The 25,330-nt window shown below is 70.5% G+C and carries 17 protein-coding genes; 6 read left to right on the forward strand and 11 right to left on the reverse strand.

Features of this window, described 5'->3' with window-relative positions:
• Positions 1–12: 12 nt before the first annotated feature.
• Together WG209_RS18220 and WG209_RS18225 are read right to left on the reverse strand one after the other, a co-directional pair.
• On the reverse strand, positions 13–210 hold the full coding sequence (locus WG209_RS18220; RefSeq protein ID WP_337176506.1) for a hypothetical protein: 198 nt from the start codon (positions 208–210) through the stop codon (positions 13–15).
• A gap of 441 nt (positions 211–651) precedes the next feature.
• Positions 652–1,707, reverse strand: coding sequence for a CPBP family intramembrane glutamic endopeptidase (locus WG209_RS18225; RefSeq protein ID WP_337176507.1), 1,056 nt, complete (start codon positions 1,705–1,707; stop codon positions 652–654).
• A 172-nt stretch (positions 1,708–1,879) separates the two neighbouring features.
• Between WG209_RS18225 and tyrS the strand changes: the two genes are divergently transcribed.
• Positions 1,880–3,097 (forward strand): tyrosine--tRNA ligase, encoded by a 1,218-nt coding sequence (tyrS, locus tag WG209_RS18230; RefSeq protein ID WP_337176508.1) that lies wholly within the window; start codon positions 1,880–1,882, stop codon positions 3,095–3,097.
• 20 nt (positions 3,098–3,117) lie between these two features.
• Positions 3,118–4,194 (forward strand): Gfo/Idh/MocA family oxidoreductase, encoded by a 1,077-nt coding sequence (locus tag WG209_RS18235; protein WP_337176509.1) that lies wholly within the window; start codon positions 3,118–3,120, stop codon positions 4,192–4,194.
• Positions 4,195–4,242: 48 nt separating this feature from the next.
• Here the strand turns inward: WG209_RS18235 and WG209_RS18240 are convergent, their stop codons facing one another.
• Positions 4,243–5,631, reverse strand: a complete 1,389-nt coding sequence (locus tag WG209_RS18240) for a nucleoside hydrolase-like domain-containing protein (RefSeq protein ID WP_337176510.1) — start codon at positions 5,629–5,631, stop codon at positions 4,243–4,245.
• A 295-nt stretch (positions 5,632–5,926) separates the two neighbouring features.
• On the opposite strand from WG209_RS18240, the gene WG209_RS18245 reads away from it, so the two are divergent.
• Positions 5,927–6,892 (forward strand): lysophospholipid acyltransferase family protein, encoded by a 966-nt coding sequence (locus WG209_RS18245; RefSeq protein ID WP_337176511.1) that lies wholly within the window; start codon positions 5,927–5,929, stop codon positions 6,890–6,892.
• Positions 6,893–6,905: 13 nt separating this feature from the next.
• Here WG209_RS18245 and WG209_RS18250 read toward each other — a convergent pair whose 3' ends face one another.
• Positions 6,906–7,979, reverse strand: coding sequence for an MBL fold metallo-hydrolase (locus WG209_RS18250; protein WP_337176512.1), 1,074 nt, complete (start codon positions 7,977–7,979; stop codon positions 6,906–6,908).
• Between the two features lie 528 nt (positions 7,980–8,507).
• Between WG209_RS18250 and WG209_RS18255 the strand changes: the two genes are divergently transcribed.
• On the forward strand, positions 8,508–8,969 hold the full coding sequence (locus tag WG209_RS18255; protein WP_337176513.1) for a hypothetical protein: 462 nt from the start codon (positions 8,508–8,510) through the stop codon (positions 8,967–8,969).
• Between the two features lie 51 nt (positions 8,970–9,020).
• Here WG209_RS18255 and WG209_RS18260 read toward each other — a convergent pair whose 3' ends face one another.
• Positions 9,021–13,166 (reverse strand): amidohydrolase family protein, encoded by a 4,146-nt coding sequence (locus WG209_RS18260; RefSeq protein ID WP_337176514.1) that lies wholly within the window; start codon positions 13,164–13,166, stop codon positions 9,021–9,023.
• Between the two features lie 651 nt (positions 13,167–13,817).
• Here WG209_RS18260 and WG209_RS18265 point away from each other — a divergent pair.
• Positions 13,818–15,920 carry a family 16 glycoside hydrolase gene (locus tag WG209_RS18265; protein WP_337176515.1) on the forward strand — a complete coding sequence of 701 codons (2,103 nt, stop codon included), beginning with the start codon at positions 13,818–13,820 and terminating at the stop codon, positions 15,918–15,920.
• A gap of 19 nt (positions 15,921–15,939) precedes the next feature.
• Here WG209_RS18265 and WG209_RS18270 read toward each other — a convergent pair whose 3' ends face one another.
• The 5 genes from WG209_RS18270 to WG209_RS18290 all read right to left on the reverse strand — a co-directional run bounded on the left by WG209_RS18270 (position 15,940) and on the right by WG209_RS18290 (position 20,222).
• Positions 15,940–16,521 carry an Npun_F5749 family FMN-dependent PPOX-type flavoprotein gene (locus tag WG209_RS18270; RefSeq protein ID WP_337176516.1) on the reverse strand — a complete coding sequence of 194 codons (582 nt, stop codon included), beginning with the start codon at positions 16,519–16,521 and terminating at the stop codon, positions 15,940–15,942.
• Positions 16,522–16,558: 37 nt separating this feature from the next.
• Positions 16,559–16,954, reverse strand: a complete 396-nt coding sequence (locus WG209_RS18275) for a transcriptional regulator (RefSeq protein ID WP_337176517.1) — start codon at positions 16,952–16,954, stop codon at positions 16,559–16,561.
• Complete coding sequence (locus WG209_RS18280; RefSeq protein ID WP_337176518.1) at positions 16,941–17,555, reverse strand: hypothetical protein; 615 nt, start codon at positions 17,553–17,555, stop codon at positions 16,941–16,943. Before WG209_RS18280 ends, WG209_RS18275 begins: the two co-directional genes overlap by 14 nt.
• 106 nt (positions 17,556–17,661) lie before the next feature.
• Positions 17,662–18,864, reverse strand: coding sequence for a VCBS repeat-containing protein (locus WG209_RS18285; RefSeq protein ID WP_337176519.1), 1,203 nt, complete (start codon positions 18,862–18,864; stop codon positions 17,662–17,664).
• A gap of 38 nt (positions 18,865–18,902) precedes the next feature.
• Complete coding sequence (locus tag WG209_RS18290; RefSeq protein ID WP_337176520.1) at positions 18,903–20,222, reverse strand: Gfo/Idh/MocA family oxidoreductase; 1,320 nt, start codon at positions 20,220–20,222, stop codon at positions 18,903–18,905.
• Between the two features lie 299 nt (positions 20,223–20,521).
• Here WG209_RS18290 and WG209_RS18295 point away from each other — a divergent pair, with 299 nt between their 5' ends.
• Entirely contained in the window at positions 20,522–21,814 is a 1,293-nt protein-coding gene (locus tag WG209_RS18295; RefSeq protein ID WP_337176521.1) for a citrate synthase, read from the forward strand.
• A gap of 57 nt (positions 21,815–21,871) precedes the next feature.
• Here WG209_RS18295 and WG209_RS18300 read toward each other — a convergent pair whose 3' ends face one another.
• Complete coding sequence (locus tag WG209_RS18300) at positions 21,872–25,318, reverse strand: MFS transporter (RefSeq protein ID WP_337176522.1); 3,447 nt, start codon at positions 25,316–25,318, stop codon at positions 21,872–21,874.
• Positions 25,319–25,330 lie beyond the last annotated feature (12 nt).

Here is a 25,330-nt window from a genome sequence, read left to right on the forward strand (position 1 = left end):
CGCCGCGGGACCTCAGCGTCCGTTGGCGGTCCGGTCGGCGGCGCGACCGTTGCGGGAGGTGTTGGCGTAGGCGGCGGTCAGCGCCCCCAGGAGGGCGGCGCGGCGTCCCGCGCGGGGCGACTTCCCGCCGCGGCGGACCCGGGCGACGGCCCCGGCCCATTCGAATCCCGGCTCCGTCGAGGTCGTCTGCCTGCTACTGTCGTCGCTCATCGAAGACCAAACTCCCGAAAGGACGCTCGCGCCGGCGCGAACCGCGCGCCGACGCTTCCCCACTCCGTTGGACCGCCCGGGATCCCGATCCCCGGCGGCCTCGCCATGCATGGCGGGAGGCCCGACTCCTTCGTCGTCCGCCGCTCGCGACCCGACGGGCCCGGCCGGCCCGCCCCCCCGCACGATGGGGGACCGGCCGGCGAACCGCGACGGTCGCGAACCGTAACACAATCGGACGAATCCGGCCACCACTTCAGCCGGCGTCCTCGCGGCGGGCCGCGAAGGCCGACGACGCCGCCCGCCGGGCACCGGCCCCGGGGAGCCGCGTCATCTTCGAAAAAACTTATCAGTCGCCGCCCCCGGCGTCCACTAAAATCGCGCCCTCGGGGCGCTGATTTCCAGATCCCCGCACGCGTCGGGAAAGCGACGTTTCTCGCGCCGTTAGATGAACATCGCCGCCAGCCAGGACAGCCAGCCGGCGGGGGGGGGGACGGCCGGGTCGCGCCCGCCGCCGAGCTGCGCGAACAGCATCCCCAGGGTGCTCGTCGCGTTGAACAGCGCATGGATGACGATCGCGGCCGTCAGGCTCCCGGTCTTCTCCTTGACCAGGCCCATCACCAGGGCCAGCAGGAAGAGGGCGATGGGCGCCGGCCACTGCGGCGAGTGGATCGCGGCGAACAGGGCCGAGGCCAGGACGACCCCCGGCATCGCCCCGCGTGGGCCCGATTCGGCCGCCGATTCGTCGGTGCGATCGCGGCCGGATAGGCCCCGGGAGACGCGGACAAGCCAGCCCTGAAGCACGCCCCGGAAGGCCAGTTCCTCGACGATGGGCGCCAGCACGACCGCCCCTAGCAGCGAGATCGCCGCCGTCGACAGCGAAAACTCGGTCGTCAGCATCTGCTCGACCGGATGGGCCTGGCGCGGGAACGCCCGCGCCGCGAGGGCGTGGATGGCGTAGACCGCCGGCGAGACCAGCAGCGCGGCGACGATCCCGACCCGTGCCTGCTCGCCGAGACGTTCGCGGACGAACCCCAGGTCGGCCAGCCTCGCCCCGGAGACGCGCCGGAAGATCCACGGGAACGCCGCCAGGTACAGGAGGCTGGACGTCGCGTTCCAGCCCATGAGGTGCGTGGCGTCGCCCGCGGAGCGTCGGTCCCTGTCCTGGCCCTCCCCCCCCTCGGCCGGATCGACGACGGGGCCGTCGTTCTCCGCCAGGTACCGGGACGACACCTCGGCCAGGTCCACGCCGACGACCGCCTGATAGACGGTCGACGCCGCCATCTGGGCGGCGAAGTAGGCGACGAACAGCGCCAGGAGCGTCCCAGGCCCCCACGTCGCCGGTCGCGGCGGGGCGAACGGCTCGACCCGGGGGAGCCCCCGGCCCCCGAGCAGGCGCGCGCCGGCCCAGAGCCACGCCGCGACCATCCCGAAGATGATCATCTGGAGGAGCATCGAGACGACGAGGAGGAAGGAGGACTGGACTTGTGGCGACGTCATGGGGCCTCGCGGCGGTGCCTGGGCGCAAGCCGATACCGATCCGAACGGCTCATCCTAGCAACCCTTGCGCCCTCGGGCTACCTTGTGCGCCCGGCCCCCGGCCTCTAGAATCGGCGGATCGACGGCCGCCCCGACCGGGCGCGCGGCCCGACCCTATAGCCGGATGGAAACGATGCTGGACGTCAAAGAGCAGCTTGAGATCCTCCGCCGCGGCGTGGATCAGATCGTCCCCGAGGGGGAATTCCTCAAGAAGCTGGATCGCTCGGCGCGGGAAAACCGCCCCCTGCGGGTCAAGTACGGCATCGACCCGACCGGCATCGACGTCCACCTCGGGCACACGGTCCCGCTCCGCAAGCTGCGGCAGTTCCAGGACCTCGGTCACACGGCCGTCATCATCATCGGCAACTACACCGCGCTCGTCGGGGACCCCTCCGGCCGCGACGAGACCCGGTCGGCCCTGACGAAGGAGCAGGTCGCCGAGAACGCCCGAGACTACCTGAAGCAGGTCGGGCGGATCATCGACCTGGAGAAGGCGGAGGTCCACCACAACGGCGACTGGTTCGGCAAGTGGGAGTTCCTGGACGTGCTGGACCTCATGCGTCGGATGACGCTGGGCCAGATATCCGCCCGGGAGGACTTCGCCAACCGCATCGCCGCCGAGAAGCCCGTCTACCTCCACGAGTGCCTCTACCCCCTGATGCAGGGCTGGGACTCGGTCGAGATCAACGCCGACGTGGAACTTGGCGGGACCGAGCAGCTCTTCAGCCTCATGGTCGCCCGCCAGTTGCAGCCGTCGCGGGGCCAGGAGCCGCAGATCGCCATGACGATGCCGATCCTCGTCGGCACCGACGGCACGCGACGGATGGGCAAGAGCCTGGGGAACTACATCGGCGTGGCCGAGTCGCCGGAGCAGCAGTTCGGCAAGGTGATGAGCGTCCCCGACGAGCCGATGGCCCAGTACTTCACCCTGCTGACCGACTTCACCGAGGAGCGCGTCAAGGAGCTGCTGGCCGAGGGGGCGAACCCTCGCGACGCCAAGGAGGCGCTCGGCAAGGCGATCGTCGAGCAGTACCACGGGCGGGAGGCCGCCGACCGCGCCGCCGAGGCGTTCCGCCGCCGCTCGGCCGGGGAAGACCCGCTGGAGATCCCGGTGGTCCACCTCGCGGCCGACAAGCTCGACGCCGAGGGCCGCATCTCCGCGCCGAACCTCATCAAGGAGATCGGCTTCGCCTCCAGCACGTCTAACGCCCGCCGCGACATCGAGGGGGGGGGCTTCAACGTCGGGCCGAACCGCGAGGCCGTCACCGACGTGAAGGCGCTGATCTACGTGAAGGACGGCCTGATCGTCCGGGTGGGCAAGCGGAAGATCGCCGAGATCCGTCTCGTCTGAAAGGTAAAGGTGGGGGAGCCATGGCCGAACACGGGATCGGGATCATCGGCTGCGGGATGATCGCGGAGTTTCACGCCAACGCCGTGAACGAGATCGACGGGGCGCGGGTCGTCGCCGCCTACAGCCGCGACCGCTCGAACGCGGAGAAGATCGCCGGCATCGCGGGGCACTCCTGCCAGACTTACGATGACCTCGCCGAGATGCTGCGCCGGCCCGACCTCGACGTCGTCTGCGTCTGCACCCCCAGCGGCGCCCACATGGAGCCGGCCGTCCAGGCGGCGAGGGCGGGCAAGCACGTCATCGTCGAGAAGCCGCTGGAGATCAACCTCGAGCGCTGCGACGCCATCATCGACGCCTGCGATCGGGCCGGCGTCCGCCTCTGCGCCATCTTCCCCTCGCGGTTCTCCCCCGCCAACGCCCGCGTCAAGGAGGCCGTCGAGGCGGGCCGCTTCGGACGGCTGACCCTCGGCGACACCCACGTCAAGTGGTGGCGCACGCAGGAGTACTACGACTCCGGCGGCTGGCGCGGGACGTGGAAGCTCGACGGCGGCGGGGCGCTGATGAACCAGGCGATCCATAACGTCGACCTGCTCTACTGGCTGATGGGCGACGTCGAGTCGGTCGTCGCCCACGCGGCCACCCTGGCCCACGTCCGCATCGAGGTGGAGGACACGGCCGTCGCCAGCGTCCGCTTCAAGAACGGGGCGCTCGGGACGATCCAGGCGGCCACGAGCGCCTATCCCGGCCTCTCGAAGCGGATCGAGATCCACGGCGACCGCGGCTCGGCGCGGGTCGAGCAGGACGACGTGACCCTGTGGGACTTCCAGGAGAAGATCCCCAGCGACAACATCATCCTGGCGGCCATCGCCGGCCGTTCCGCCGGGAACTCCGGCGCGAGCGACCCCCGCGGCATCAGCCACCTGGGTCATCGCGAGCAGATCGCCGATTTCCTCCGCGCCATCGACGAGTCCACCGAGCCCGTCGTCGACGGTCGCGAGGGCCGCAAGTCCGTCGAGATCATCCGCGCCATCTACCGCTCCGCCCGCGAGGGCCGCGCCGTCACCCTGCCGTTGGCCGACGACCCGCCGTCGGCGTGAGGATGCGATGCCGATCCACCTCGTTCGGGCCAGCGAAGGGCGGTGATTTCACTCGGCCGCCGCGACCTTGACGAGGACGCGCGCATACCGGGTCAGCCTCGGGCGGCCACGGTCGGTGACGGAGATGAGGACCGGGACCGTCTTGCCCGCCATAGCCGGCGGGATGACGAGCCTCGGCCTCTTCGTGTCCCGGCCCTCGACGCGGATCATGCCCGCGAGGCCGGTCTCAGCGGGATAGACGTCCCAGGCGAAGTCCATCTCATCGCCGTCCGGATCGGTCGTGCCGCCGGCGTCGATGGTCAGCTCGCCGCCGACCTTGATGTCCCGCTCCCGGTCCCCGGAGATCCTGACGGTCGGCGGGTGGTTGGCTTCGGCGAAAGGCTTGACGCACCAGTCGAGGCGGGCGGCGAAGTCGGCCTGAAACGCCGGTCGCCAGCGGTAGACCGAGGACATCCGGGGGTCCGGGTCGCCCGAGGTGTCGAGGTCGGCGTCCGCCACGTCGTGCAAACGCTCGCCTTCGCCCTCGAACCGCCCGCCCCAACTCCCCAGGCGGGGGTGATCCGGGTCGAACAGCCCGTTGGGGACCAGCGAGAGGAACGACGGCGAGTCACCCTCCTTGATCCCACGGACCGGGCCAAGCTCGGTCGACCAGATGTCGCCGCCGTCGTAGTCCGGGTAGAGGCCACCGAGCGGCCCGTGGCCATGGATGTTCTCCCGCACCCAGGCGGGAGACACCAGATCGGCGTCGCCGCCCCGGTACATCCCCCGGTAGGCCCTCCGCTGGACGATCGTCAACAGCTCCGGGAACTGCTCCCGTATCCACGGGCCGGTCGAGTCCTGGTCGCCGATGGAGTGGACCCGGAGCTTCGCCAGGAAGCGGCCCAACTCCTCGGGACCGCGTTCCCGACGAACCTTCCAGAGCGCCTGCGCAAGGTCCGCCGAGCCGCCCCAGATGACGACCCAGACGGGTCGGGGGTCGGGCGAGTCCACGACCCGGATGATCCAGTGCGACCCCTCGGTGTCCTTGCCGTCCCCCACGCTGTCGGCGACGGGGACCTTCGGACCCGCGACCGGCCGCCCCGCCTTGATGACGTCCCGCAGGTCATCGGCGGGCGGGTAGCGGTCGTCGTGCAGGAGGAGATTGGGCCGCGCCATGCCATAGGCGTCCACGACGCGCCGGATCAACTCGGGCCGGACACTCTGGCCGTGGCCCAGGTTCGACGAGGCGACGAGGCCCTCGATGTCGAACTCGTTCGAGTAGAGCATCAGTCGGATCAGCGATTGGCCGTCATCGGGCTCGGCCTCCCCGGCGACCAGGCTGCTGATGTCGGTCAGCACGATCAGTCGAGGTCGTTCGGCGTCCTGGGGCGGAGTCGCTCGCGCAACCAGCGACGCGATCAGGACGAGGCCGATCGTCGGGGCGAGGCGCGAGATCATGGCGTGGGCACCTTCATGCTGACCTGACGAGGCGGATCGGGCCGAATCGCTCCCCCTTCCCACGGTACGCCGGCGACCACACGGGGGCCACCGACGAGCGAGGACGCCGCGCGTCGCGTGTCAGAGCCCACCGAAAATGCGGATAGGTCCAACATGCGTTGGCATGAGGATGCTCGCCTCCTCCGGACGGGCCCGTCTTCCGGCGGGGAGGGGGGGCCGGCGAACCTTGACGCCTCGGCGGATTCGGGCCATACTCGCGGCCTCCCTCAGCCGAGCGTCAAGGAGCGACCTCGAGATGGCACGGAAGAAAGTCCAACGGCCCTGGCTGGATTACCTGGTCTACCTGGTGGTCCGGTCGCTCGTCTTCGTCGTCCAGTCGATGTCGATCCGGCAGTCGTACGCCCTGGCGCGAGGGCTGGCCTGGCTGCTCTACACGGTCGACAAGCGGCATCGCCTGGTCGGGATGGAGAACCTCCGGCTCGCGTACGGCGACTCCATGACGGAGGCCGAGCGCGACCAGGCCGTCCGGGGCGTCTATCGGCACTTCTGCATGATGCTGATGGAGATCTTCCACACGCCGAAGCGCATACGGCTGGAGAACTACCGCCAGTACATCGAGCTCGCCGGGCACGCGCCGGTGCTCGACAGGCTCATCTCCGGCGAGCCGGTCATCCTCCTGACGGGCCATTACGGCAACTGGGAGATCGCCGGCTACCTCTTCGGCCTGTTCGGCTTCCCGACGTGGTCGGTGGCCCGGACGCTCGACAATCCCTATCTGGAACGCTACCTCAAGTCGTTCCGAGAGAGCACCGGCCAGAAGATGATCCCCAAGGCCGGGGGCTACGACCAGATCGTCGAGGTGCTGGAGTCGCGCCGGCCGCTCTCGATGCTGGCCGACCAGGACGCCGGCCAGCGGGGCATGTTCGTCGACTTCTTCGGCCGGCCCGCCTCCACCCACAAGGCCATCGCGCTGTTGGCGATCGAGCACCAGGCCCCGGTGGTGGTGGGGGTCGCCCGCCGGATCGGGCCCGGCTTCCGCTACGAGCTGCGGTGCGCCCAGATCATCGAGCCCGGCGAGTTCACCGGAGGGGTCGAGGACGCCCGCCTGCTCACCCAGCGCTACACGAGCGCCCTGGAGGAGCTGATCCGGCAGGACCCCTCGCAGTATCTCTGGCTCCATCGCCGCTGGAAGCACCAGCCGATCGCCCGCAAGAAGGGGGCGAGGCCCGAGGCGGCCCGCTCGCAAGCCGCCTCGGCCTGATCGCTCGCGGGGCTCACTTCGACTCGAACGTCCGCCCCGGCCCGTCGTCGCCGAGTTGCACCGCGTAGGTCTTCCCGTCCGGGGCGACCGTCACGCGAATGTTGCGGCCGCCGGCCGGGTCGACGTTGGCGATCATCGACGGATCGGCGTTATCCTCGTCGCCGGTCTGGGCGTTGCGGTGGTGCTGGTAGACGGCCCGGACCGACGGCAGGGACTTGAGGCGATGGAACGTCGCCGCCGCCCCCCCCTTGCGCGGGCCGTTGTTCGTCACGGCCACCGTCGGGGCGATCGTCGCGAGGAACGTGGGATGGTTGGAGATGTCCATCCCGTGATGGGTCACCTGGAACAGGTCGACCGCGCCGACCAGGTCGACCGGGCAAACCAGGTTCTTCTCAATGTTCCACGTCAGGTCGCCGCAGTCGAGGAAGTCGAAGTCGCCGAGGCGGAACTTCAGCACGATGCTCATCGCGTTGTCGGAACGGTCGGGCTGGTGGTCGGCCGGCGCCGATTCGCAGCGCGGGTTGTGGGCCGCTCCCGCCGGGGCGGCGATCGTCTCGCCCGACGCCGCCAGGACGACGGCCGAGATATCCCCGCGCAGGGGGAGCTTGTCGCCGGGCTTCAGGGCGGTCCGCTTGCCCCGGGAGGCCTCGCGATAGGCGATCGCGAGCGGGTCGTCGGCCTTCGGCCCGTCGGGGAAGTCGCCGCCGGGGCCGTCCTCGGGGAGGCCGCGATCCCAGAACCGGACGATCTCCACCCGCTCGGCCAGGCCGGCGACGCCGCCGTAGTGGTCCATGTGCCAGTGGGTCGTGACCAGGTGGTCGATCCGCTCGCGGCCGGCGGCCTTCAGCGCCCGGACGATCCGGTCGGGGTCGCGGCCGTTCTCGCCCGGCCAGCCGGAGTCGACCAGGATGCTCTCGCCCTCCGGCGTCACGATCAGGGTCGCGGCCCCGCCTTGCACGTCCACGAACTCGATGCGCAGGCCCCGCGCGTCGCCGTCGTCGGCGATCGCCCGCGAGGCGGGCGAGAGCAGCCCCAGGCACGCCGCCGCCGCGACCGTCGCGAATCGTCGCATTCTTCCTCTGGCCATGACCCTTGGTCTCCTCGGTGGGATTTCGTGTAGGCAACCAGCCCCATGGGCGGCCCCCGATCGTGACCGTTCGCGCGCCTCGAAGCAATCCTCGGGAACCCCGCGGGCGCGTTTCGCACGCCATGCGCGGTCTCGCGGGCGCATGCTCGATTGGGCGTGTTGACGCGAAAAAGACTCGCCGTGTTGCACCAAATCAATGTCCCGGGCGCGCGATGGCCCCAACCATGGCCGCGGGGCATCGCCCGGGGGGAAAATCGCGGAGACGTATCTACAAACCAGTTCCCATGTCTTAGACTCTTCCCCTGAGCGTGCTACGGTCGTGTTCGGCGATACTTCGACGCCGAACGGCCAGGGTGGAACATGGATGGACGGGCCGGCTTCGGGAAAATCGCCGAGAAATCTCGTCGTCACGGCCGAGATTTTGCGTTCCCCTAAGATGGCGACGAGGACCTAGAATCGCCGCCCCACCGCCTGGCGTCGCCCAGGCTAGCTGGCCTTGCTCTACAGCACGAGAATGCAGGACGGGTCATGAAGGGCACGACGATCCTCGCGGTCACGAAAGATGCGGAATGGCTGGTCGCCATGCGACCCGCCCTGACGGAGGCCGGCCGCTGGCGGCTCATCGTCGCGGAGACGATGTCGGAGGCGGCGCACCTGCTGGGGTGTACCAAGCCCGACACGGTCGTCGTCGACTGGGCCGACGACACGGCCCGGATCGAGGGGCTGGAGGAGTTGCTGTGGAAGGACTCGGTCCAGACCCGGCAGATCCCGGTGGTGATCGTGGCGAAGCACTACCGGGTGGACGAGGCGACGCTCCTCTACAGGCTCGGCGTGGCGGAGTACGTCAGCCAGGCGGACCATCGGGCCGCGCTGGGGCGGATCCTCGCCGCCCACACCCCCGGCGGGGCGGAGCCTCGCGCCTGGAATCCCCCGGCGACCCCCGATCCCGACGCCGTCCACTGCGGCCTCGCCGCCGACGAAGACCTGTGAGGCCCCCAGCGCCGGGCGAGGTCCTCGCCCGGCGCTAGGCGCCTCCCTCTCTCAGCCCGCCCCCCCCGCCGCCGGCCGATCGAGGCCCAGCGGCGCCCGGCCCCCCTTCACCTCGTCGAGGCGGCGGCCGTACTCCTCGTAAAGCTCGGTGTGCCGGCTGGTCGGCTCGACCGGCCTGCCGTCGATGAACAGCAGGTGGACAGGCGTCGTCGCCTGGAGGATGTGGCCGGAGGTCACGACCAGGTTCGCGCGCTTGCCGACCTCCAGCGAGCCCAGCCGATCCCCGATCCCGAGGATCTGGGCGGGGTACAGCGTGACGGCCTTCACCGCCTCGTCCTCCGGCAGCCCGAACGCCGACGCCATGGCCGCCTCGAACGGCAGGAGCCGCGAGTTGCGGGGGGACGAGGCCCCGGGCGCCGACCGGATCGCGAACGTCACGCCCGCCGCGTGGAGCCTGGCCGGATTGGCGTAGGGGGCGTCATACGGCTCGTGCTCCCGGCCCGGCACGTTCATCGTCCCGGCGACCAGGACGGGGACGCCCGCCTCCTTGATCGCGCCGGCGACCTTCCAGGCGTCGGCCGCGCCCGAGATGGCCGCCTTGAGCTTCAGCTCCTTCGCCAGCGCCAGGGCGTCGAGGATGTCCGTCCGCGCGTCGGCGTGGAGGATCACCGGCTTCTCCCCCCTGGCGTACGGGGCGAGCGCCGCCAGCCTCGCGTCGACCTTCGGCGCGGGGAGGCCCTTCTCCCCGGCCTCGGCGACGACCTCGGCGTACCGCCTCGCCTTGACGAACTGCTCCTTAAGGTCGTCCAGCTGCTCCCGACGACGGGCGTTGGGGTCGGGCTCGTCCCCTCGCGCGCCGAGGGGGCGTTGGACGTGGCGCGGGATGTTGACGGAGAGGGCGGCGGCGTCGACGAACGCCATCTCGCCGGGGAGCCAGCCGGCGAAGTTCGCCAGCGACGCCTGACCGGAGATGACGCCGCCGGACGGCTCCACCAGCCCGGCCAGGACGCCGTTGGCCCTGGTGGTCCGGACGTGCTCGCTGTCGGCGCGGAGGGCGACGGCGGCGCGCAGCTCGGGCTGGTACCGCGCGGCGTCGGCGAAGTCGAGGGTCTCCCGCAGGCTGCCGATCTCCGCCAGGCCGACGGTCGTCCCGGCGTCGATCAGGCCGGGCCAGACGTCCAGGCCCTTCGCCTCCAGCGTCTGGGCCTCGGGGGGGACGGGCGTGCCGGCGGGGCCGATCGCCTCGATCTTGCCGTCCCGGACGACCAGGACGCCGTCCTCGATCGTCGGCCCGGAGACCGGGTGGAGCCTCGCGCCGACCAGGGCGTAGGCCTGCTTCGGCTGCGGGGTGAACCCGAGCGGGGCGCGATCGCCCGCGCCGGGGACGCCGGGCATCCTGGCGTGGTCGCCCGGGCGGGGGGCCGGGTCGCGCTGGAAGTAGACTTCCCCCTCGATCAGGGTCATCTCGCAGCGCGAGAAGGCGTCGAGCGGGTGGCCGTTGAACAGGGCGACGTCGCCGTCCTTGCCGACCTCCAGCGAGCCCACCCGATCCTCGCGGCCGAGTTCCTTGGCGGGATTGATCGTGACGAACGCCAGCGCCTGTTCCTCGGTCGCGCCGCCGAACTTCACCATCTTGGCCGCCTCGTGGTAGAGGTGCCGGATCAGCTCGTCGGAGTCGCTCTTGATCGAGGCCGACACGCCGGCCCGGGTCATGAGCATGGCGTTGAACGGGATGGCGTCGTACGCCTCGATCTTGTAGGCCCACCAGTCGGAGAACGTGGAGGCGTGGGCGCCATGCGCCGCGATCTCCGCGGCGACCTTGTAACCTTCCAGGACGTGTTGGAGCGACTGCACCCGCACGCCGTAGCGTTCGGCGAGCCGCAGGAGCATCAGGATCTCGTCGGCCCGGTAGCAGTGGCTGTGGATCTTGATGGAGCCGTCGAGGATCGCTTGCAGGGCTTCGAGCCGGAAGTCCCGGCGCGGCGGCGGGCCGGCCTGGCCCCCCCCGGCGGCGACCTTCGCCTCGTGCTCCGCCCAGGCCTTCTTGTAGGCGATGGCCTCCTCGAACGCGCCCGCGATGACCGACTCCACCCCCATGCGGGTGTTCGGGAACCGGCCCTGCGTGCGCGTGACGTTCTCGCCGAGGGCGAACTTCACCCCCTGGGGGCCTTCGCGGACGATGAGGTCGCGGCCGGGGAGCCCATACTTCAACTTGATGACGGCGTCCTGCCCGCCGATGACGTTGGCCGAGCCGTGCAGCAGTCGCGCGGCCGTGGTCCCACCGGCGACGGCGCGGTAGATAGCCACGTCGTCGCCGGTCACCACGTCCTTGACCCGGACGTCCGGGACGACCGACAGGCTGAACTCGTTGACGCCCCCCTGGATCGCGATGTGCGAATGCGTGTCGATCGCCCCCGGGGCCGCGACCAGCCCAGTCGCGTCGATCACCGCCGTCCCTTCCGGTGCCTTCAGCTCCGCGCCGATCGCCTTGATTCGCCCCTTCTCGATCAGGATCGAACCCTTGGGGATCGTCCCGTTGGTCCCGGTGACGATCAGGGCGTCCTTGATGAACACGTCGCCGCCGGTGCGAATCCTGGGCTTGCGGTCGGAGTCCAGCTCGGTCGGGTCGTCGACGAAGGGCGTGGTCGGCTCCTTATTCTCCCCCGGCTTCTTGTCGTCCTGCTTCTTGTCCTCGGGCTTCTTGTCGTCCTGCTTCTTCTCCTCCCCTCCGTCGGGCTTGCCGACGGGGCTCAGGTCGAACTTGTGGCCGTCGATGAAGGCATGGCGGACCTTCGCCTTGTCGTCCTGGATGGGGGCGGAGAAGGCGACGACGTGGGCCAATTTCCCGGGCTCCAGCGTCCCGAGCCGACCCTCCATCCCCGCGAGCCTGGCGGCGGAGATCGTGAGCGCCTCGACGGCCTTCTCGGGGGCGAGCCCCTGGGCGATCAGGGCGCGGAGCCGCGCGGGGACGTTCTCCAGCTTGTCGACGCCCTCGGTCCCGATGGCGAACGGCACGCCCTCCTTCGCGAGCAGTCCGGCCGTCGCGACGCGCTCCTTCCAGCGCTCGTGGTGGTCGACGAGGACGCGCAGGGGCACGTCGCGCCGGGCGTCTGGGCGCTTGCGGTATTCTTCCTCGGTCGGGGTCTTCGGCTCCTCGGGGAAGTCGAGCCGCAGGACGACGGGGACCTTCTCGGCCTTGAGCCGATCGATGACCTTGTGGGCCTCTCGACCGCCGACGATGACGGCCGTCGTGCCGAACTCGCCGGCGAGGTCGAGCGCGCGATGGATCTCGTCGCGGGTCTCGGCCTGCCACCAGACGGGGATGGACTTCGCGCGAGCCTGGGCCAGCACCTCGAGCGCGGGGTCGTCCGGGACGGTGGCGCCGCCCTGCTCCTTGTGATACGCGAGCATTCGCTCGTGATGCTCGGCGTCGCTCATCGCCTGCCGCAGGTGGGCGACGGCCCCCATCAAGACGCGGGGATACGGGTTCTCCGAGCCGCCCGCGCCGCGCCCACGGGGGCCTCCCTGGGCCGGCTGACCGCTCCCCGTCGAGGGATCGCGCGGAGGCGCGACTTCGATATGGAGGGCGACGGGGGACTTCAACAGGGCGTCGCGGCGCGGCTGGCCGGTCAAGCTGACGAGGGCGCTCCGGCCCGTGGCGATGGCGCCGGTGGGGACCGAAAGGAGGTCGGTGAAGCCGAGCTTCCGGCGCGGCTCGGCGAGGGAGTCGCCCAGTTCCAGGGCGTCGGCGGCGAGGAATTCGGGGGTGAGCCCCTTGCGGTTGTCGTCCGGCGTGGCGGCGAGGGTGGTCTCGGAGAGATCCACCGGACGGCCCTTGCCGGTGATCGACCGTTCCACGCCCTGGCGCTGGCCGGCGGACGTGAACAGGTCGATGAACCCCGGGTAGACGACCAGACCCTTGCCGTCGATCACCTCGGCGTCGAACGGCACGGCGACGTCGGCCGCGGGGCCGGCGGCCTCGATCAGGCCGCGCCGGATGACCAGCACGCCGTCGTCGACGACGTTGCCGGGGGCGATGAACAGCTTCGCCCCCTTGACGGCGTAGGCCTCGGGGAAGCCGAGATCCTCCGCGGCGAGGGCCGATTGCGGCAGCGCCGCGAGGACAAGGAGGGCGAAGGACCATGCGAGCCGCGCGATTCCACGAGGCGAGGGCGACGGTACGGACGGGCTGTTCATCGGGCGGCTTCTCCGGCGGGATCTCGGCTTCGCTCCCTGGGCGTCCCGTGCATCTTAGACGAGGATCCGTGGCGACGCCATCGCCGGCCCCTTCGGTCGATCTTGCCCAATCGCGCGTCGCGGGTCAGGTCGAGCGCTCCGGGAATAAATCCAGAAACGTGAAATCCCACGCCTCCCGCCGCGGAGCATACGAGTGTTCGATGCTCCCGTTCCTTGACAAGTTGCAATCGGACTAAGGGAAGCGGGGAAGCTCCCCGGCGCGACGGCGGATCGCTCCTCCGTCGCGCGAGAGGCCGCCCCCTCTCCTGACCGCTTCCCGGCCTGTCCTCCCCCGCGAGGTGGGAAGACGTCGGATCGAAGCCCTTGCTCTCGCGAGCGGCGCGGGCGACGCGAGGAAATCACTTCGAAAATGACGAACGAAGCCAACTTGATTGCGTCGCAAGGCAAGTTCGGGTAGCGATTAACGCCGATTTCCCCGGAGCCCTCGGCGCGCGAACGAAGCCACGGCGCGGCGGTCCGGTGATGGGGGACCGCCGGGGCACGGCGTTGCCCGACCCCCGCCGGCGCGGCAGACTGAGGACGCGCCCGGGTCGTCCCGGCCGATCCCGCCCGGCCGCCCCGGCGACTATCCTCCCAGGAGCCCCCAACGCCATGAGACGCCTGCCTTCCCTCGTCGCCCTCGCCATGATCGCGCTGGTCGCGACGACCGAGTCGCGGGGCCAGTCGCCCGCCGAACTCGCCCAGACGGCCGCCTACGTCGCGTCGCTCCAGAATCCCGACGGCGGCTTCGCCCCCGCGCCGGGGGAGGCGTCGACGCTCGGCTCCACCAGCGGGGCGGTCCGCATCCTGAAGTATGTCGGCGGCTCCATCCCCGACGTGCTGAAGTGCATCGAGTACGTCCGCTCGTGCCGCGCCGGCGAGGGCTTCGCCCCCAAGCCGGGGGGCGAGCCCGAGTCGCTGGCGACCTCCATCGGCCTGCTGGCCGCGGGGGAGTTGAAGATCGCCGACAAGGAGCTGGTCGACTCCGCGGTCGCGTTCTTCGGCGAGCACGCCAGGGAAGACGAGCAGGTCCGGATGGCGATCGCCGGGCTTGAGGCCGTCGGCGGGAAGTCGGACGACCAGGCGCGCTGGCTGGACCAGATCCGCAAGCTGGCCAACCCGGACGGCACCTACCCCGAGGGGCCCGGCCAGGCGTTCGTCGCCGGCACGGTCGCCGCGACCGTCCTCCGGGCCGGCGCCGAGCTGGCGGATCGCGACGCGGCCGTCGAGGCCATCAAGTCGGGCCAGCGCCCCGACGGCGGGTGGTCGAAGGTGGACGGGCCGTCCGACCTCGCCAGCTCGTATCGCGTGCTGCGGGCGCTCGTCCTGCTGAAGGAGCGGCCCGACCTCGACGCCCTGCGGGCGTTCATCGCCGGCTGCCGCAAGGAGAACGGGCTGTACTCCAACACGCCGGAAGGGGAGGGGAACCTCGGGGCCACCTACTACGCCGCCATCATGACCTACTGGTCGCGCCAGCTCGAAGGCCTGCCCCCGATCGTCGAGACGGCCGGGTATGTCCCGCTGTTCAACGGCCGCGACCTGACCGGCTGGGAAGGGGACGAGACGATCTGGTCGGCCCGCGACGGCATGATCGTCGGCAAGTGCGGCCAGCTGGACCACAACGTCTTCCTCGCGACGAAGGAGTCGTACCGGGACTTCGTCCTGTCGCTCTCCTTCCGCGTGGTCGACGGCAAGGGGAACAGCGGCGTGCAGCTCCGCAGCGTCCGCGTCCCCGGCACCGAGATGTCCGGCTACCAGGCCGACATCGGCGACGGCTACTGGGGGAGCCTGTACGACGAGTCGCGCCGGAACAAGACGCTGGTGAACGCCTCGCCCGAGGCGCTGGCCCGGCTGAACAAGTCGGGGTGGAATCACTTCATGATCCGTTGCCTGGGCGACCGGGTGACGATCCAGCTCAACGGCGTGACCTCCGTGGACTATCGCGAGACCGACGAGTCGGTCGCCCGCGACGGGCTCATCGCCCTCCAGGTCCATTCCGGCGACCCGATGGAGGTCCAGTTCAAGGACATCATGATCCAGAGGGTGCCGACGCCCAACGAGGGCGGGGGCGCGGGCTTCCACGTCCGCCGGCTCGAGACGCCGCAGGGCCCCCGCGCCTACACTGTGTACGTCCCCGAGGGGCTCGACCGCTCCAAGAGCCAGCCCGCGATCCTGTTCCTGCACGGAGCCGGCGAGCGCGGCGAGGATGGGACGATCCAGTCTCAGGTGGGGCTGGGGCCGGCGATCGTCGGCCGCGGTGGAGTGCCGGCGGTCGTCGTCTTCCCCCAGGCCCGCCAGACCTGGCAGGCCGGGTCGGAGGACGCGGACGCCGCCCTCCAGGCGCTCGACGAGGCGACGAAGGAGTTCAACGTCGACCCGGATCGGGTGGTCCTCACCGGCCTCTCGATGGGCGGGATGGGGACGTGGAGCATCGCCGCGGCCAACCCCGAGCGGTTCGCGGCGCTCGTCCCGATCTGCGGCCCCGGCCGCGCCGACGACGCGGAAAAGCTCAAGAACTTGCCGATCCGCGCCTTCGTCGGCGACGCCGACTTTCCCCGCCTCCACCTGGGGATGCGGGCGATGATCGAGGCCCTCCGCGCCGCCGGGGCGAACCCGGACTACACCGAGTACCGCGGCGTGGGGCACAACAGTTGGGATCGCGCCTACAACGACCCGGCGACGATCGACTGGATGCTCTCCCAGAAGCGACCCTGAGCCGAAGGGGGACGCGGGGTCAGGGATTGACCTCGCGGCCCGTCCAGCGGCCGTGGGCGTCGGCCTCGTAGATCCAGCGATGATGGGGGATGGCCCGCAACTCCAGGTGGTCCACCGCGGTCGCGGTCAGGATCATGAGGAGGAAGTTCTCCGCCGGCGTCTCGGGGGAGGGGGGGGGCGACGCGAACCTCGCCATGTCGTCGCGGGGCTCGCGGGGCGTGGGCCAGGTGAAGCTGGCGCGCGTCTCGTCGGACAGCTCGGCCCAGAGGTCGTCGCGGGCCTGGCCGAGATCCGGGTCGGCCTCGCCGGGCCCGACCAATTCCAGGACCCCGGAGACGCGGAATTGCTCGCGCGACTCGGGGAAATACCAGCAGATCTCGCCCCGGGGGTCGGCCTCGATCTCGGCGCGCTTGGAGCTTCGCGAGTCGGTCGTGAAGATCAGCCGGCGGACGTCGTCCAGGAAGCCCCGGAAGACGACCGTCCGGATCGCCGGCCCGCCGTCCGGGCGGACGGTGGCGAGCTGGACCAGCCGCATCTCCGGGCGCGTCCGGTTGCGGTGCAGGGCCAGGTCGAGCGACGGACGCCAGAGTTCCGCGGGCATGGACGTCGCCTCTCGTCGGGGGATCTCGGCCGGGCGGTCAGACGGGGGACCAGCCCTCGGCCGACTTGGGGCCGGCGGCCGGGGCGGAGGCCGCCTTGAGCGCGTCCTGCACCACGGTCTCCAGGACGTTGATGTATTCCTGGAATCGCCGCCTGCCCTCCTCGGTCACGCGGCAGAGGGTCTGCGGGCGCTTCTTGTGGAAGCCCTTCCAGATCTCGACGAATCCGGCCTCGTGGAGGATCTGGAGGTGCCGGCTCAGGTTGCCGTCGGTGAGCTGGCAGAGGTCCTTGAGGTCGCCGAAGACCAGCCCGCGCGAGTGCGTCACCAGGGAGGTCATGATCCCCAGCCGCGCCTTCTCGTGGAAGATGCGCTCCAGGCCGTCGTAGGCGAAGCGCCCGGTCGGCTCGTCGATGGGGGACTCAGGCCGGGTCATGATCGCGCTCCAGGGTGCGGCGGAGCACGGCGGCGGTCAGCAACTGCCCCACGCCGAACGGCAGCCCCATCGCCAACGGGTTCAGCGCCCAATCGCCCTGCGCGAGCGCCAGGGTCGCCGCCCCGGTCGCCGCGTAGAAGGCCGCCACCGCCGTCATCGGCCGGGGGAGCAGCCGCGAGGTCGCGAACAGCCCCAGGCTGTAGAACATCTGCCAGAGGCCGGGCAGCAGCCACACCAGCGACGGCGCCGTGCGGGTCAGCACGAGGGTCGTCAGCCCGCCGGCCGCAAGGCAAGGGGCGAACTGTTCGATCACCAGCGCCGTCTGCTCGCGGGTCAGGGAGGAGCCGGCGTTGCGGGCCCGGATCAGCATCTCCATGACGGCCGACGTCCCGCTCACCGCCGCCGCGCCGATCCAGAGCGACAGGTAGGCCGGGTAGCGCTGGATCGGGTCGGCCAGCGCGACCGCCTGGACCGTCGCCGCCGTCAGCGCGACCACGCCCGAGAAGGCCGCGGGCACCGCCCGATACCCCCGGAACACCTCGGACCGCGCCATCTGGGCGCGGATCTCGGTGATCTGCACCAACGCTTCCTTAAGTTCCATTCGGCCCCTTCCCCGGGTCGTCGACGTCGATCGTCCAGGACGCCGCTTTGGATGATAAAGCCCCGAGCCCGGGCGCGCCAAGGGCGCGGGGCTCGGGGGAGGGGGGTCACTCGGCTCCGAGGTTCTCGAACAGGTACAGCCCGCTCTTGCCGGGGCAGACCAGGTCGAGGTCGCCGTCGCCGTCGATGTCGATGGCGGTCACCTGGAGGCCGGTGCCGGCGGTGCCGGGGGGGAAGTCGCGGAGGGCCAGGCGGTCCTGCCCCTTCTCGGGGGCGTTCTTGGCGGGCTCGCCCTGGAAGATGACGTGCTTCTTCCACGCCTTGGCGTCCTGGTCGAATCGGTACCAGGCGACGACGGAGCCGTCGGTGTCGCCGGGCTCGATCTCGTGGGCGTAGACGCGCTTGCCGGTGATCATCTCGTCGTCCTTGCCGTCGCCGTCGAGGTCGGCCCAGAGCAGGGTGTGGACGGAGGCGACGCCCTCGTCGATGGGGGCCTTGGTCCAGGTGGACTTGCCGTCGGCGTCCTTGGACTGCCTGGCCCAGTAGAGGCCGAAGTCATGGCCCATGCCCCAGACCAGGTCGGCCAGGCCGTCGCCGTCGACGTCGCGGGCGAGGATCTGGATGCCGGTGGCGCCCAGGTCCCAGTCGGGGTGCCAGGTCCAGGAGCCTTGCGAGGGGTCGGCGGGGGCTTCGAACCAGCCCTTGGGGGTGAGCAGGTCAACGCGGCCGTCGAGGTTGACGTCGCCGGTGCCGACGCCGTGGCCGGCGGCCTCGGTCCCCAGGTCGTGCTTCTTGAACTCGACCCCCTTGCCGCCGGCCTTCGGGACGACCTCATACCAGACGACGACGTTGGTGGCGTTCGGCAGGATGTCGGGGATGCCGTCGCCGGAGAGGTCGACGGCCACGGCGGCCTCGCTCGTCCCGGGGGTGTCGATCGGGTGGAAGGCCCACTCCTGGCCGGCCCTGCCGGGGTTCTCCACCCAGGCGACGTCCTTGCCGAAGTAGGAGACGGTGACGAAGTCGGTGTCGCCGTCGCCGTCGACGTCCAGGGGGATCACGGCGAAGTCGTTGTAGTAGGTCCCGACGCGGGCGACCTCGCGGATCGGGTGCTTCTCCCAGTTAGGGGCCTTGTACCAGGAGTCTCCCGAGACGATGTCGAGCTTGCCGTCGCGGTCGACGTCGAACGCGCCGGCGGCCTCGAACTCGCTCTGGCCGTTGATCGCGTGCTGCTTCCACCTGGGCTCGCCGGCCGTGGCCGACCACGAGACCCCCGCCGCCAGCGCGGCGGCGATGAGCGTCCGTTTCATCATGCGAATCTCCCTGGTCTGGTCTGGTCGGGGCTGGCGGGTCAGATCGCGGGTAGGACCCACGGCTTGCGGTATTCCTTGGTCAGGAACTGGTTGGCGTCGGCGTGGTTGGTGATCCGCTCGGCGACGGGGTCCCAGGCGAGCTTCTCGCCCGTCCACAGGGAGATGTTCCCCAATTCGCCGACGCTGGTCAGCCGGTGGCCGTACTCGAAGTTGCACGAGCAGGTGGCGCGGGAACGGATGGCGTCGATCCATTCGCGATGGTGCCCCGGCGAGCGCGGGAGCGTCTGGGGGATCTGGGAGATGTCCACCGTCTTCCCCTGCGTGGGGAAGACCTCGTGATGGTTGTAGTTCGTCACCAGGGTCCCCTCGGTCCCCTGGAACATGACGCCGGAGGGCTTGCCGTCGAAGCCGTGGTCGGTCGAGTCGATGTGGCTCCAGGCCAGGACGAAGCGGTCGTCCCCCTTCTCGTACTCGTAGGCCACGTCGCAGACGTCGGGGGCCTCCGCGTTGTCGTCGAAGGCGAATCGGCCGCCGGTCGCGGCGATCGTGCGGGGGGCGTCGACCTCCATCGCCCAGTGGACGAGGTCGATCAGGTGGCAGCAGAAGTCGGTCAGGGTGCCGCCGCCGTAGTCCCAGTACCACCGCCAGTTGAAGGTGAAGCGGTTGGGGTTGAACGGGCGCTCGGGGGCGGGGCCGAGCCAGAAGTCGTAGTCGCAGCCGGCGGGGGGGGAGGTGTCGGCCGGGCGGCCGAACGAGCCGCGGTCCGAGGCCATCCAGGCGCGGGTCCTGGTGATCTTCCCGAGCACGCCGGAGCGGACGATCTCCACGACGCGGTGGTAATTCTCGCCGGCGTGGATCAGGTTCCCCATCTGCGTGACGCGCTTGTACTTGGCCGCGGCGTCCGACATCGCGCGCCCCTCGGCGACGCGGTGGCTCAGCGGCTTCTCGCAGTAGACGTCCTTGCCGGCCTGGCAGGCCATGATGGTCGGGATGGCGTGCCAGTGGTCGGGCGTCGCGATGACGACGGCGTCGATGTCCTTGCGGTCGAGGACCTTGCGGAAGTCGCCGTACACGTCGGGCTTGCCGCCGGCCGCCTCTTTCGCCCGCAGCGCGTGGGGCTCGTGGACGTCGCAGACCGCCGCGACGCGGACGTCGGGGAACTTGTGGAAGATGTCGAGGAGGCCGGAGCCCATCCCGCCGACGCCGATGAAGCCGAGGGTGATCGCCTCGTTCGGGGAGGTCGACGCGCCTCCATCGGCCGGTGCGTCCTGCGCCCTCGCCACGGCCCCGAGCCCCGTCGTCGCGGCCCCGAACGCCGAGTAAGCCAGCAATTCCCGCCTGGTCCAACGTCCCGTCATCGCTCCACCTCCCCGGTCGATCGGGCTCGCGCCCGCAAGGCCGGACGCGAGGCTCTCCCTGCTTCCTACCAGAGCCCCGCGCGGTTCTCAAGGGTCGACCGGGGCCGGGCGTCCCCCGGGGGGGCGGTCTGGCGTCGGGGAATTCGGTCTTGACGGATCGTTCGAACGCGTCCCGGGCGGCGGATGATTCCCAACATCAAAACCGCGTGTAGAATGGGTTGATCGACGACTTGAATCGAATCGAGGCGCGGACTAGCCGGCGGCGGTCGCCGCTCGCGAGCCCGCGGTGGAGAGTGGCGATGGCGCGGACTGCGAAGTTGACGTTCGAAGACCGGTCGATCGATCTGCCGGTGGTCGAGGGGACCGAGGGGGAGCTGGGCCTGGACATCGGGAAGCTCCGCTCGTCCACCGGGCTGATCACGCTCGACCCGGGCTATGGCAACACCGGCAGTTGCACCAGCGAGATCACGTTCATCGACGGCGAGAAGGGGATACTCCGCTACCGCGGGATCCCGATCGAACAGCTGGCGAAGCACTCCACCTTCGTCGAGGTCGCCTGGCTGCTGATCTTCGGCAAGCTGCCCAACCGGGCCGAGCTGGACGACTTCCGCGAGCGCCTGGTCCGCAATGCGTCGCTCCACGAGGCGTTCAAGCACCACTTCGAGGGCTTCCTCGTCGACGCCCCGCCGATGGCGATCCTCTCGGCGATGGTCAACACGATCGCCTGCTTCCCCCGCCACGGCGAGCAGGACGAGTCGCCCGAGGAGCGGTTCATCGAGGACGCCGCCCAGCTCATCAGCAAGGTGCGGACGATCGCCGCCCATTCCTACCGGCGGTCGATGGGCCTCCCCTTCATCTACCCCGACCCCAAGCTGCCGTACGTCGCGAACTTCCTCCACATGATGTTCTCGATGCCGTACGACACGCACCACGCCTCCCCGGAGGTCGTGGACGCCCTCAACCTCATCCTCCTGCTGCACGCCGACCACGAGCAGAACTGCTCCGCGTCGACCGTCCGCACCGTCGGCTCCAGCCTGGCGAACATCAACGCCTCCTGCGCCGCGGCCATCGCCGCCCTGTGGGGCCCCCTGCACGGCGGCGCCAACATGGCCGTCCTCGAGATGCTGGAGGCGATCCATAAGGGGGGCGTCAGCGCGGCCGACGCCATCAAGATGGCCAAGGAGGGGACCGACGGCTTCCGCCTGATGGGCTTCGGCCACCGCGTCTATAAGAACTTCGACCCCCGCGCCCGGATCCTCAAGGCCGCCGCCGACAAGGTCCTGGGCCAGCTCGGCGTCAAGGATCCGCTCCTCGACGTCGCCCGCCAGCTCGAGGAGATGGCGCTGGAGGACCCGTACTTCGTCGAGCGCAAGCTCTATCCGAACGTCGACTTCTACAGCGGCATCATCATGCGGGCGATCGGCATCCCGACCAACATGTTCACCGTCCTCTTCGCCATCGGCCGGATGCCGGGCTGGATCGCCCAGTGGAAGGAGCAGCGGGACGACCCCAAGTCTCGCATCGCCCGGCCCCGCCAGATCTACATCGGCGCCAACGAGAACGACTACGTCCCCATCGACCAGCGACCCTGAGCCGAGAGCCCGACCACCCCGGACGCGCCCCTCGACGCGTCCGGGCCGGCCCGGCGATCATCCCCGGACGCCGACGGCCTCGCGGGGGGCGATCGACTCCTCCGCCAGCTTCTTGACGGCGCGCAGGTCCAGCTTCCCGCTCCCCAGCATGGGGATGGCGTCGACCTTCACGATGTTCTCCCGGCGCGGGATGAACAGGTTCGGCAGGCCCATCTCCGGGAGCTTGCGGAGCGCGGCGTCCAGCTTGGCGTCGTCGAGCGTGGTGAGCACCGCCAGCTTCTCCCCCTTCTTCGCGTCCCCCAGCGCGGTCACGGCGAACAGTTGCGATTGGGCGCCCGCGGCTTCCTGCAAGGCCTCCTCGACCCGGCCGTGGGGGACCATCTCGCCGCCGATCTTGGAGAAGCGGGACAGGCGGCCGGTGATCTTGAGGTAGCCGTCCGCCGTCAGCAGGCCGATGTCGCCGGTGTTGTACCAGCCGTCGAGGAACGCCTTCTCGCTGAGATCGGGGCGGCCGAGGTAGCCGTCCATCACGTTCGGCCCCTTGACCAGGAGGAGCCCTTCCTCGTCGGCTCCGAGGGTGTCGTGGGTCGTCGGGTCGACGACCCGCACGGCCACCCCCGGGATGGGCTGGCCGACGGTCCCGCGTCGGGTCCCGGGCTGGAAGAACCCCGGAGAGCGGTAGGAAAACGTGTTGACCGCGACGAACGGCGAGCACTCCGTCACGCCGTATCCTTCCGTGGGCGCGATGCCGAAGCCTTCCTCGAACGCCCTCGCGACCGTCTCCGGCAGCTTCTCGGCGCCCGCCAGCACCAGCCGCAGCGAGCCGAACTGAGACGGCGGCACGCGCCTGATGTAGAGTTGCAGGAACGTGGGCGTGGCCATCAGGACGGTCAGGCGGAACTTCTCCACCAGCGCGCCGACGGCGATCGCGTCCAGCGGCGAGGGGTGGAACGCCGAGCCCATCCCGGACGTCTTGGCGAACCAGAACATCGAGTAGCCGAAGGCGTGGAAGAACGGCAGGACGGCGGCCAGGCGGTCGTTCGGCTTGACGTGCTGGGCCCGCCGGGTCGCCTCGATGTCGGCCATGATGTTGTAGTGCGTCAGCACGACCCCCTTGGGGTCGCCGGTGCTGCCGCTGCTGAAGATGATCGTCGCGGGGTCGTCGAGCGCGACGGGGCGGCTCGCGCCGGCGAAGCGTTCCATCGCCCTGATCGGCAGGAAGACGGCCGCGGCCAGGGCGCGGAGCTTGTCGCCGCGCTCCAGGGCCTGCATCTCGTCCTCGGCGTAGATCAGCTCGACGCCGCCGGGGGGCTCCAGCTTGGCCTTCTCCAGGAACGCGCGGCTGGTGATCACGCTCGTCAGCCCCGCCTGCCGCGCGGCCGACTCCATCCCCGCGCGGCCGGCGGTGAAGTTCAGGTTGACCGTCGCCCTCCCCGAGAGCGCGGCGGCCAGGTTGATGACCGCCGTCCCCATGCTCGCCGGCAGCATCACGCCGACGTTCCGCTGGCCTTCCCACCTGGGGCCCAGCCGCTTCGCGATCGCCAGGGCGGAGGCGAGCGTCCGGATGTAGGTCAGCCCCGGCTTCTGGAGATCCATCAGCGCCATGCGGAACGGGTGGCGTCTCGCCCGGCGGATGAAACCGTGGTGCAGCGGCCGCATGTCCTCCCGGCGATATTCCCACGCCTCGCAGTCGAGACCCCGGATGGCCTGGCGGATCTCGAACAGCGACGCCGTCGGGGGCATCGGCTCGCCGATCGAGACCGTCACCGGGAGCGGCAGCCGGCCCGGCAGGCGACGGCCGCTCACCGGCGCGAAGATGCTCTCCTGGAGCCGGTCGAGGTGGATGGGGATGATCGGCGTCGTCCGGTTCCTCACGATCCGCAGCAGCCCGCGCTGGAACGGGCCGATCAGCCCCGTGCGCGTGATCTGGCCCTCGGGGAAGATGCAGACGAGTTCCCCGGCGTCCAGGGCGCGGCCGCACTCCCGGAAGGCTTGCAGGATCATGCGCGGCCCGCGCGAGGCCGAGATCGGGATCGCCCGCATCGTCCGAAGGAGTCGGCCGATGAGGGGCTTGTCGAAGTATTCGGCGTAGACCACGAACCGCACCGGCCGGTCCGAGAGCGCCATGATGAACAGGCCGTCCACGAACGAGACGTGGTTGGGCACCAGCAGCGCCTGGCCCTCGCTCGGGATGTGATGGCGGCCGACGTACCGGACGCGGTAGACCGTCGCGGCCATGCTCAGCAGAACGAACCGGAAGAACGCCTCCGGGACCAGCGAGAACGCCCACACGAAGCCGACCAGCAGCCCCGCCCCCATCACCAGGAAGATCGTCGGCGCCGAGAAGTCCAGAGCCGCGAACCCCAGGGCGAGCCCCGCCCCGATCAGCATCCCGACGTAGACCAGGGTGTTGGTCACCGCGATCACCGCGCCCCGACGATCGGCCGGCGATCGCCACTGGATCAGGGCGTTCAGCGGGACCAGCACGAACCCGGCGAAGAAGCCCAGGAGCCCCATCAGGGCGATGGTGCCGTACACCCCCGGCCCCCACGCCCCGAAGAGCAGCGCCGAGACCGACATCCCCAGCGCCCCCAGCGGGATCAGCCCGTATTCGACCTGCTTCCCGGAGATCCGCCCCGCCAGGTAGCAGCCGATCCCCACCCCGATCCCCAGCGCCGCGGCCAGCAGGCCCGCCTGGAACGGCTCCAACCCCAGGGTGATCATGCCGTAGGGGAGGAGGGGCGAGGGGACGATGCTGGCGATGCTCCAGACGATCACCTGGCCGACGACCGACAGCCGAAGCACGCGGTCCCCCCGGATCGCCTCGATCGCCATGTCGATGGTCCGCCTCAGCCCCCCCTCGCTCCGCGCCGCGGGGACCACGGGGACCGTGCTCGCCGCCGCGAGCCCGGCCGCCGACAGCATCATCAGGACCAGGCCGGCGGGCCAGGGATTGCCGAGCGTCCGCTGGAACAGCGGCCCGGCGGCGACCATCCCAGCGATCAGGGCGATGTTCGACGCCATCTCGATCAGCCCGTTGCCGCGCGAGAGGTCCTCGTGCGGCAGCACTTCCGGCAGGATGCCGTATCGCGCCGGGCTGTAGATCGCCGCCTGCACTCCCAACATGGCCAGCACGGCCAGGGCCGGCCAGCCGCCGGAAGGGTGCAAGGCCAGGACCAGCGTCCCCAGCGTCAACAGCCCCAGCTCGGCGGCCTTGGCCCCCACGATGATGGACCGCTTGCCGACGCGATCGGCCAGGACCCCCGCGGGAAGCGACGCCAGCATCAGCGGCACGATCAGCACGATCTGCGCGATCGCCGTGCCGGACTGCCCCTGGCTCTCCGTGGCCGCGGCCCCGATCGCCAGGAAGATGAGCAAGTACTTCCACGCGCTGCCGTTGAACGCCCCCAGGAACTGCGCCACGGCCAGCCCCCGGATGGACCGCAGCGCCCGCGACGCCGGAGCGGATTCGGGGCGTCCCAGCGTTTCGGCGGCTTCGGTCATACGGAGGGCTCC

This window comes from Paludisphaera sp., assembly GCF_037189885.1.
Lineage (GTDB): Bacteria > Planctomycetota > Planctomycetia > Isosphaerales > Isosphaeraceae > Paludisphaera.

Coding starts and splice junctions, on each gene's coding strand:
- tyrS (WP_337176508.1), top strand. CDS start 1,880: ATGCTGGACGTCAAAGAGCAGCTTGAGATCCTCCGCCGCGGCGTGGAT.
- WG209_RS18265 (WP_337176515.1), top strand. CDS start 13,818: ATGAGACGCCTGCCTTCCCTCGTCGCCCTCGCCATGATCGCGCTGGTC.
- WG209_RS18295 (WP_337176521.1), top strand. CDS start 20,522: ATGGCGCGGACTGCGAAGTTGACGTTCGAAGACCGGTCGATCGATCTG.
- WG209_RS18285 (WP_337176519.1), bottom strand. CDS start 18,864: ATGATGAAACGGACGCTCATCGCCGCCGCGCTGGCGGCGGGGGTCTCG.
- WG209_RS18255 (WP_337176513.1), top strand. CDS start 8,508: ATGAAGGGCACGACGATCCTCGCGGTCACGAAAGATGCGGAATGGCTG.
- WG209_RS18245 (WP_337176511.1), top strand. CDS start 5,927: ATGGCACGGAAGAAAGTCCAACGGCCCTGGCTGGATTACCTGGTCTAC.
- WG209_RS18240 (WP_337176510.1), bottom strand. CDS start 5,631: ATGATCTCGCGCCTCGCCCCGACGATCGGCCTCGTCCTGATCGCGTCG.
- WG209_RS18275 (WP_337176517.1), bottom strand. CDS start 16,954: ATGACCCGGCCTGAGTCCCCCATCGACGAGCCGACCGGGCGCTTCGCC.
- WG209_RS18270 (WP_337176516.1), bottom strand. CDS start 16,521: ATGCCCGCGGAACTCTGGCGTCCGTCGCTCGACCTGGCCCTGCACCGC.
- WG209_RS18290 (WP_337176520.1), bottom strand. CDS start 20,222: ATGACGGGACGTTGGACCAGGCGGGAATTGCTGGCTTACTCGGCGTTC.
- WG209_RS18280 (WP_337176518.1), bottom strand. CDS start 17,555: ATGGAACTTAAGGAAGCGTTGGTGCAGATCACCGAGATCCGCGCCCAG.
- WG209_RS18220 (WP_337176506.1), bottom strand. CDS start 210: ATGAGCGACGACAGTAGCAGGCAGACGACCTCGACGGAGCCGGGATTC.
- WG209_RS18235 (WP_337176509.1), top strand. CDS start 3,118: ATGGCCGAACACGGGATCGGGATCATCGGCTGCGGGATGATCGCGGAG.
- WG209_RS18260 (WP_337176514.1), bottom strand. CDS start 13,166: ATGAACAGCCCGTCCGTACCGTCGCCCTCGCCTCGTGGAATCGCGCGG.
- WG209_RS18250 (WP_337176512.1), bottom strand. CDS start 7,979: ATGGCCAGAGGAAGAATGCGACGATTCGCGACGGTCGCGGCGGCGGCG.
- WG209_RS18300 (WP_337176522.1), bottom strand. CDS start 25,318: ATGACCGAAGCCGCCGAAACGCTGGGACGCCCCGAATCCGCTCCGGCG.
- WG209_RS18225 (WP_337176507.1), bottom strand. CDS start 1,707: ATGACGTCGCCACAAGTCCAGTCCTCCTTCCTCCTCGTCGTCTCGATG.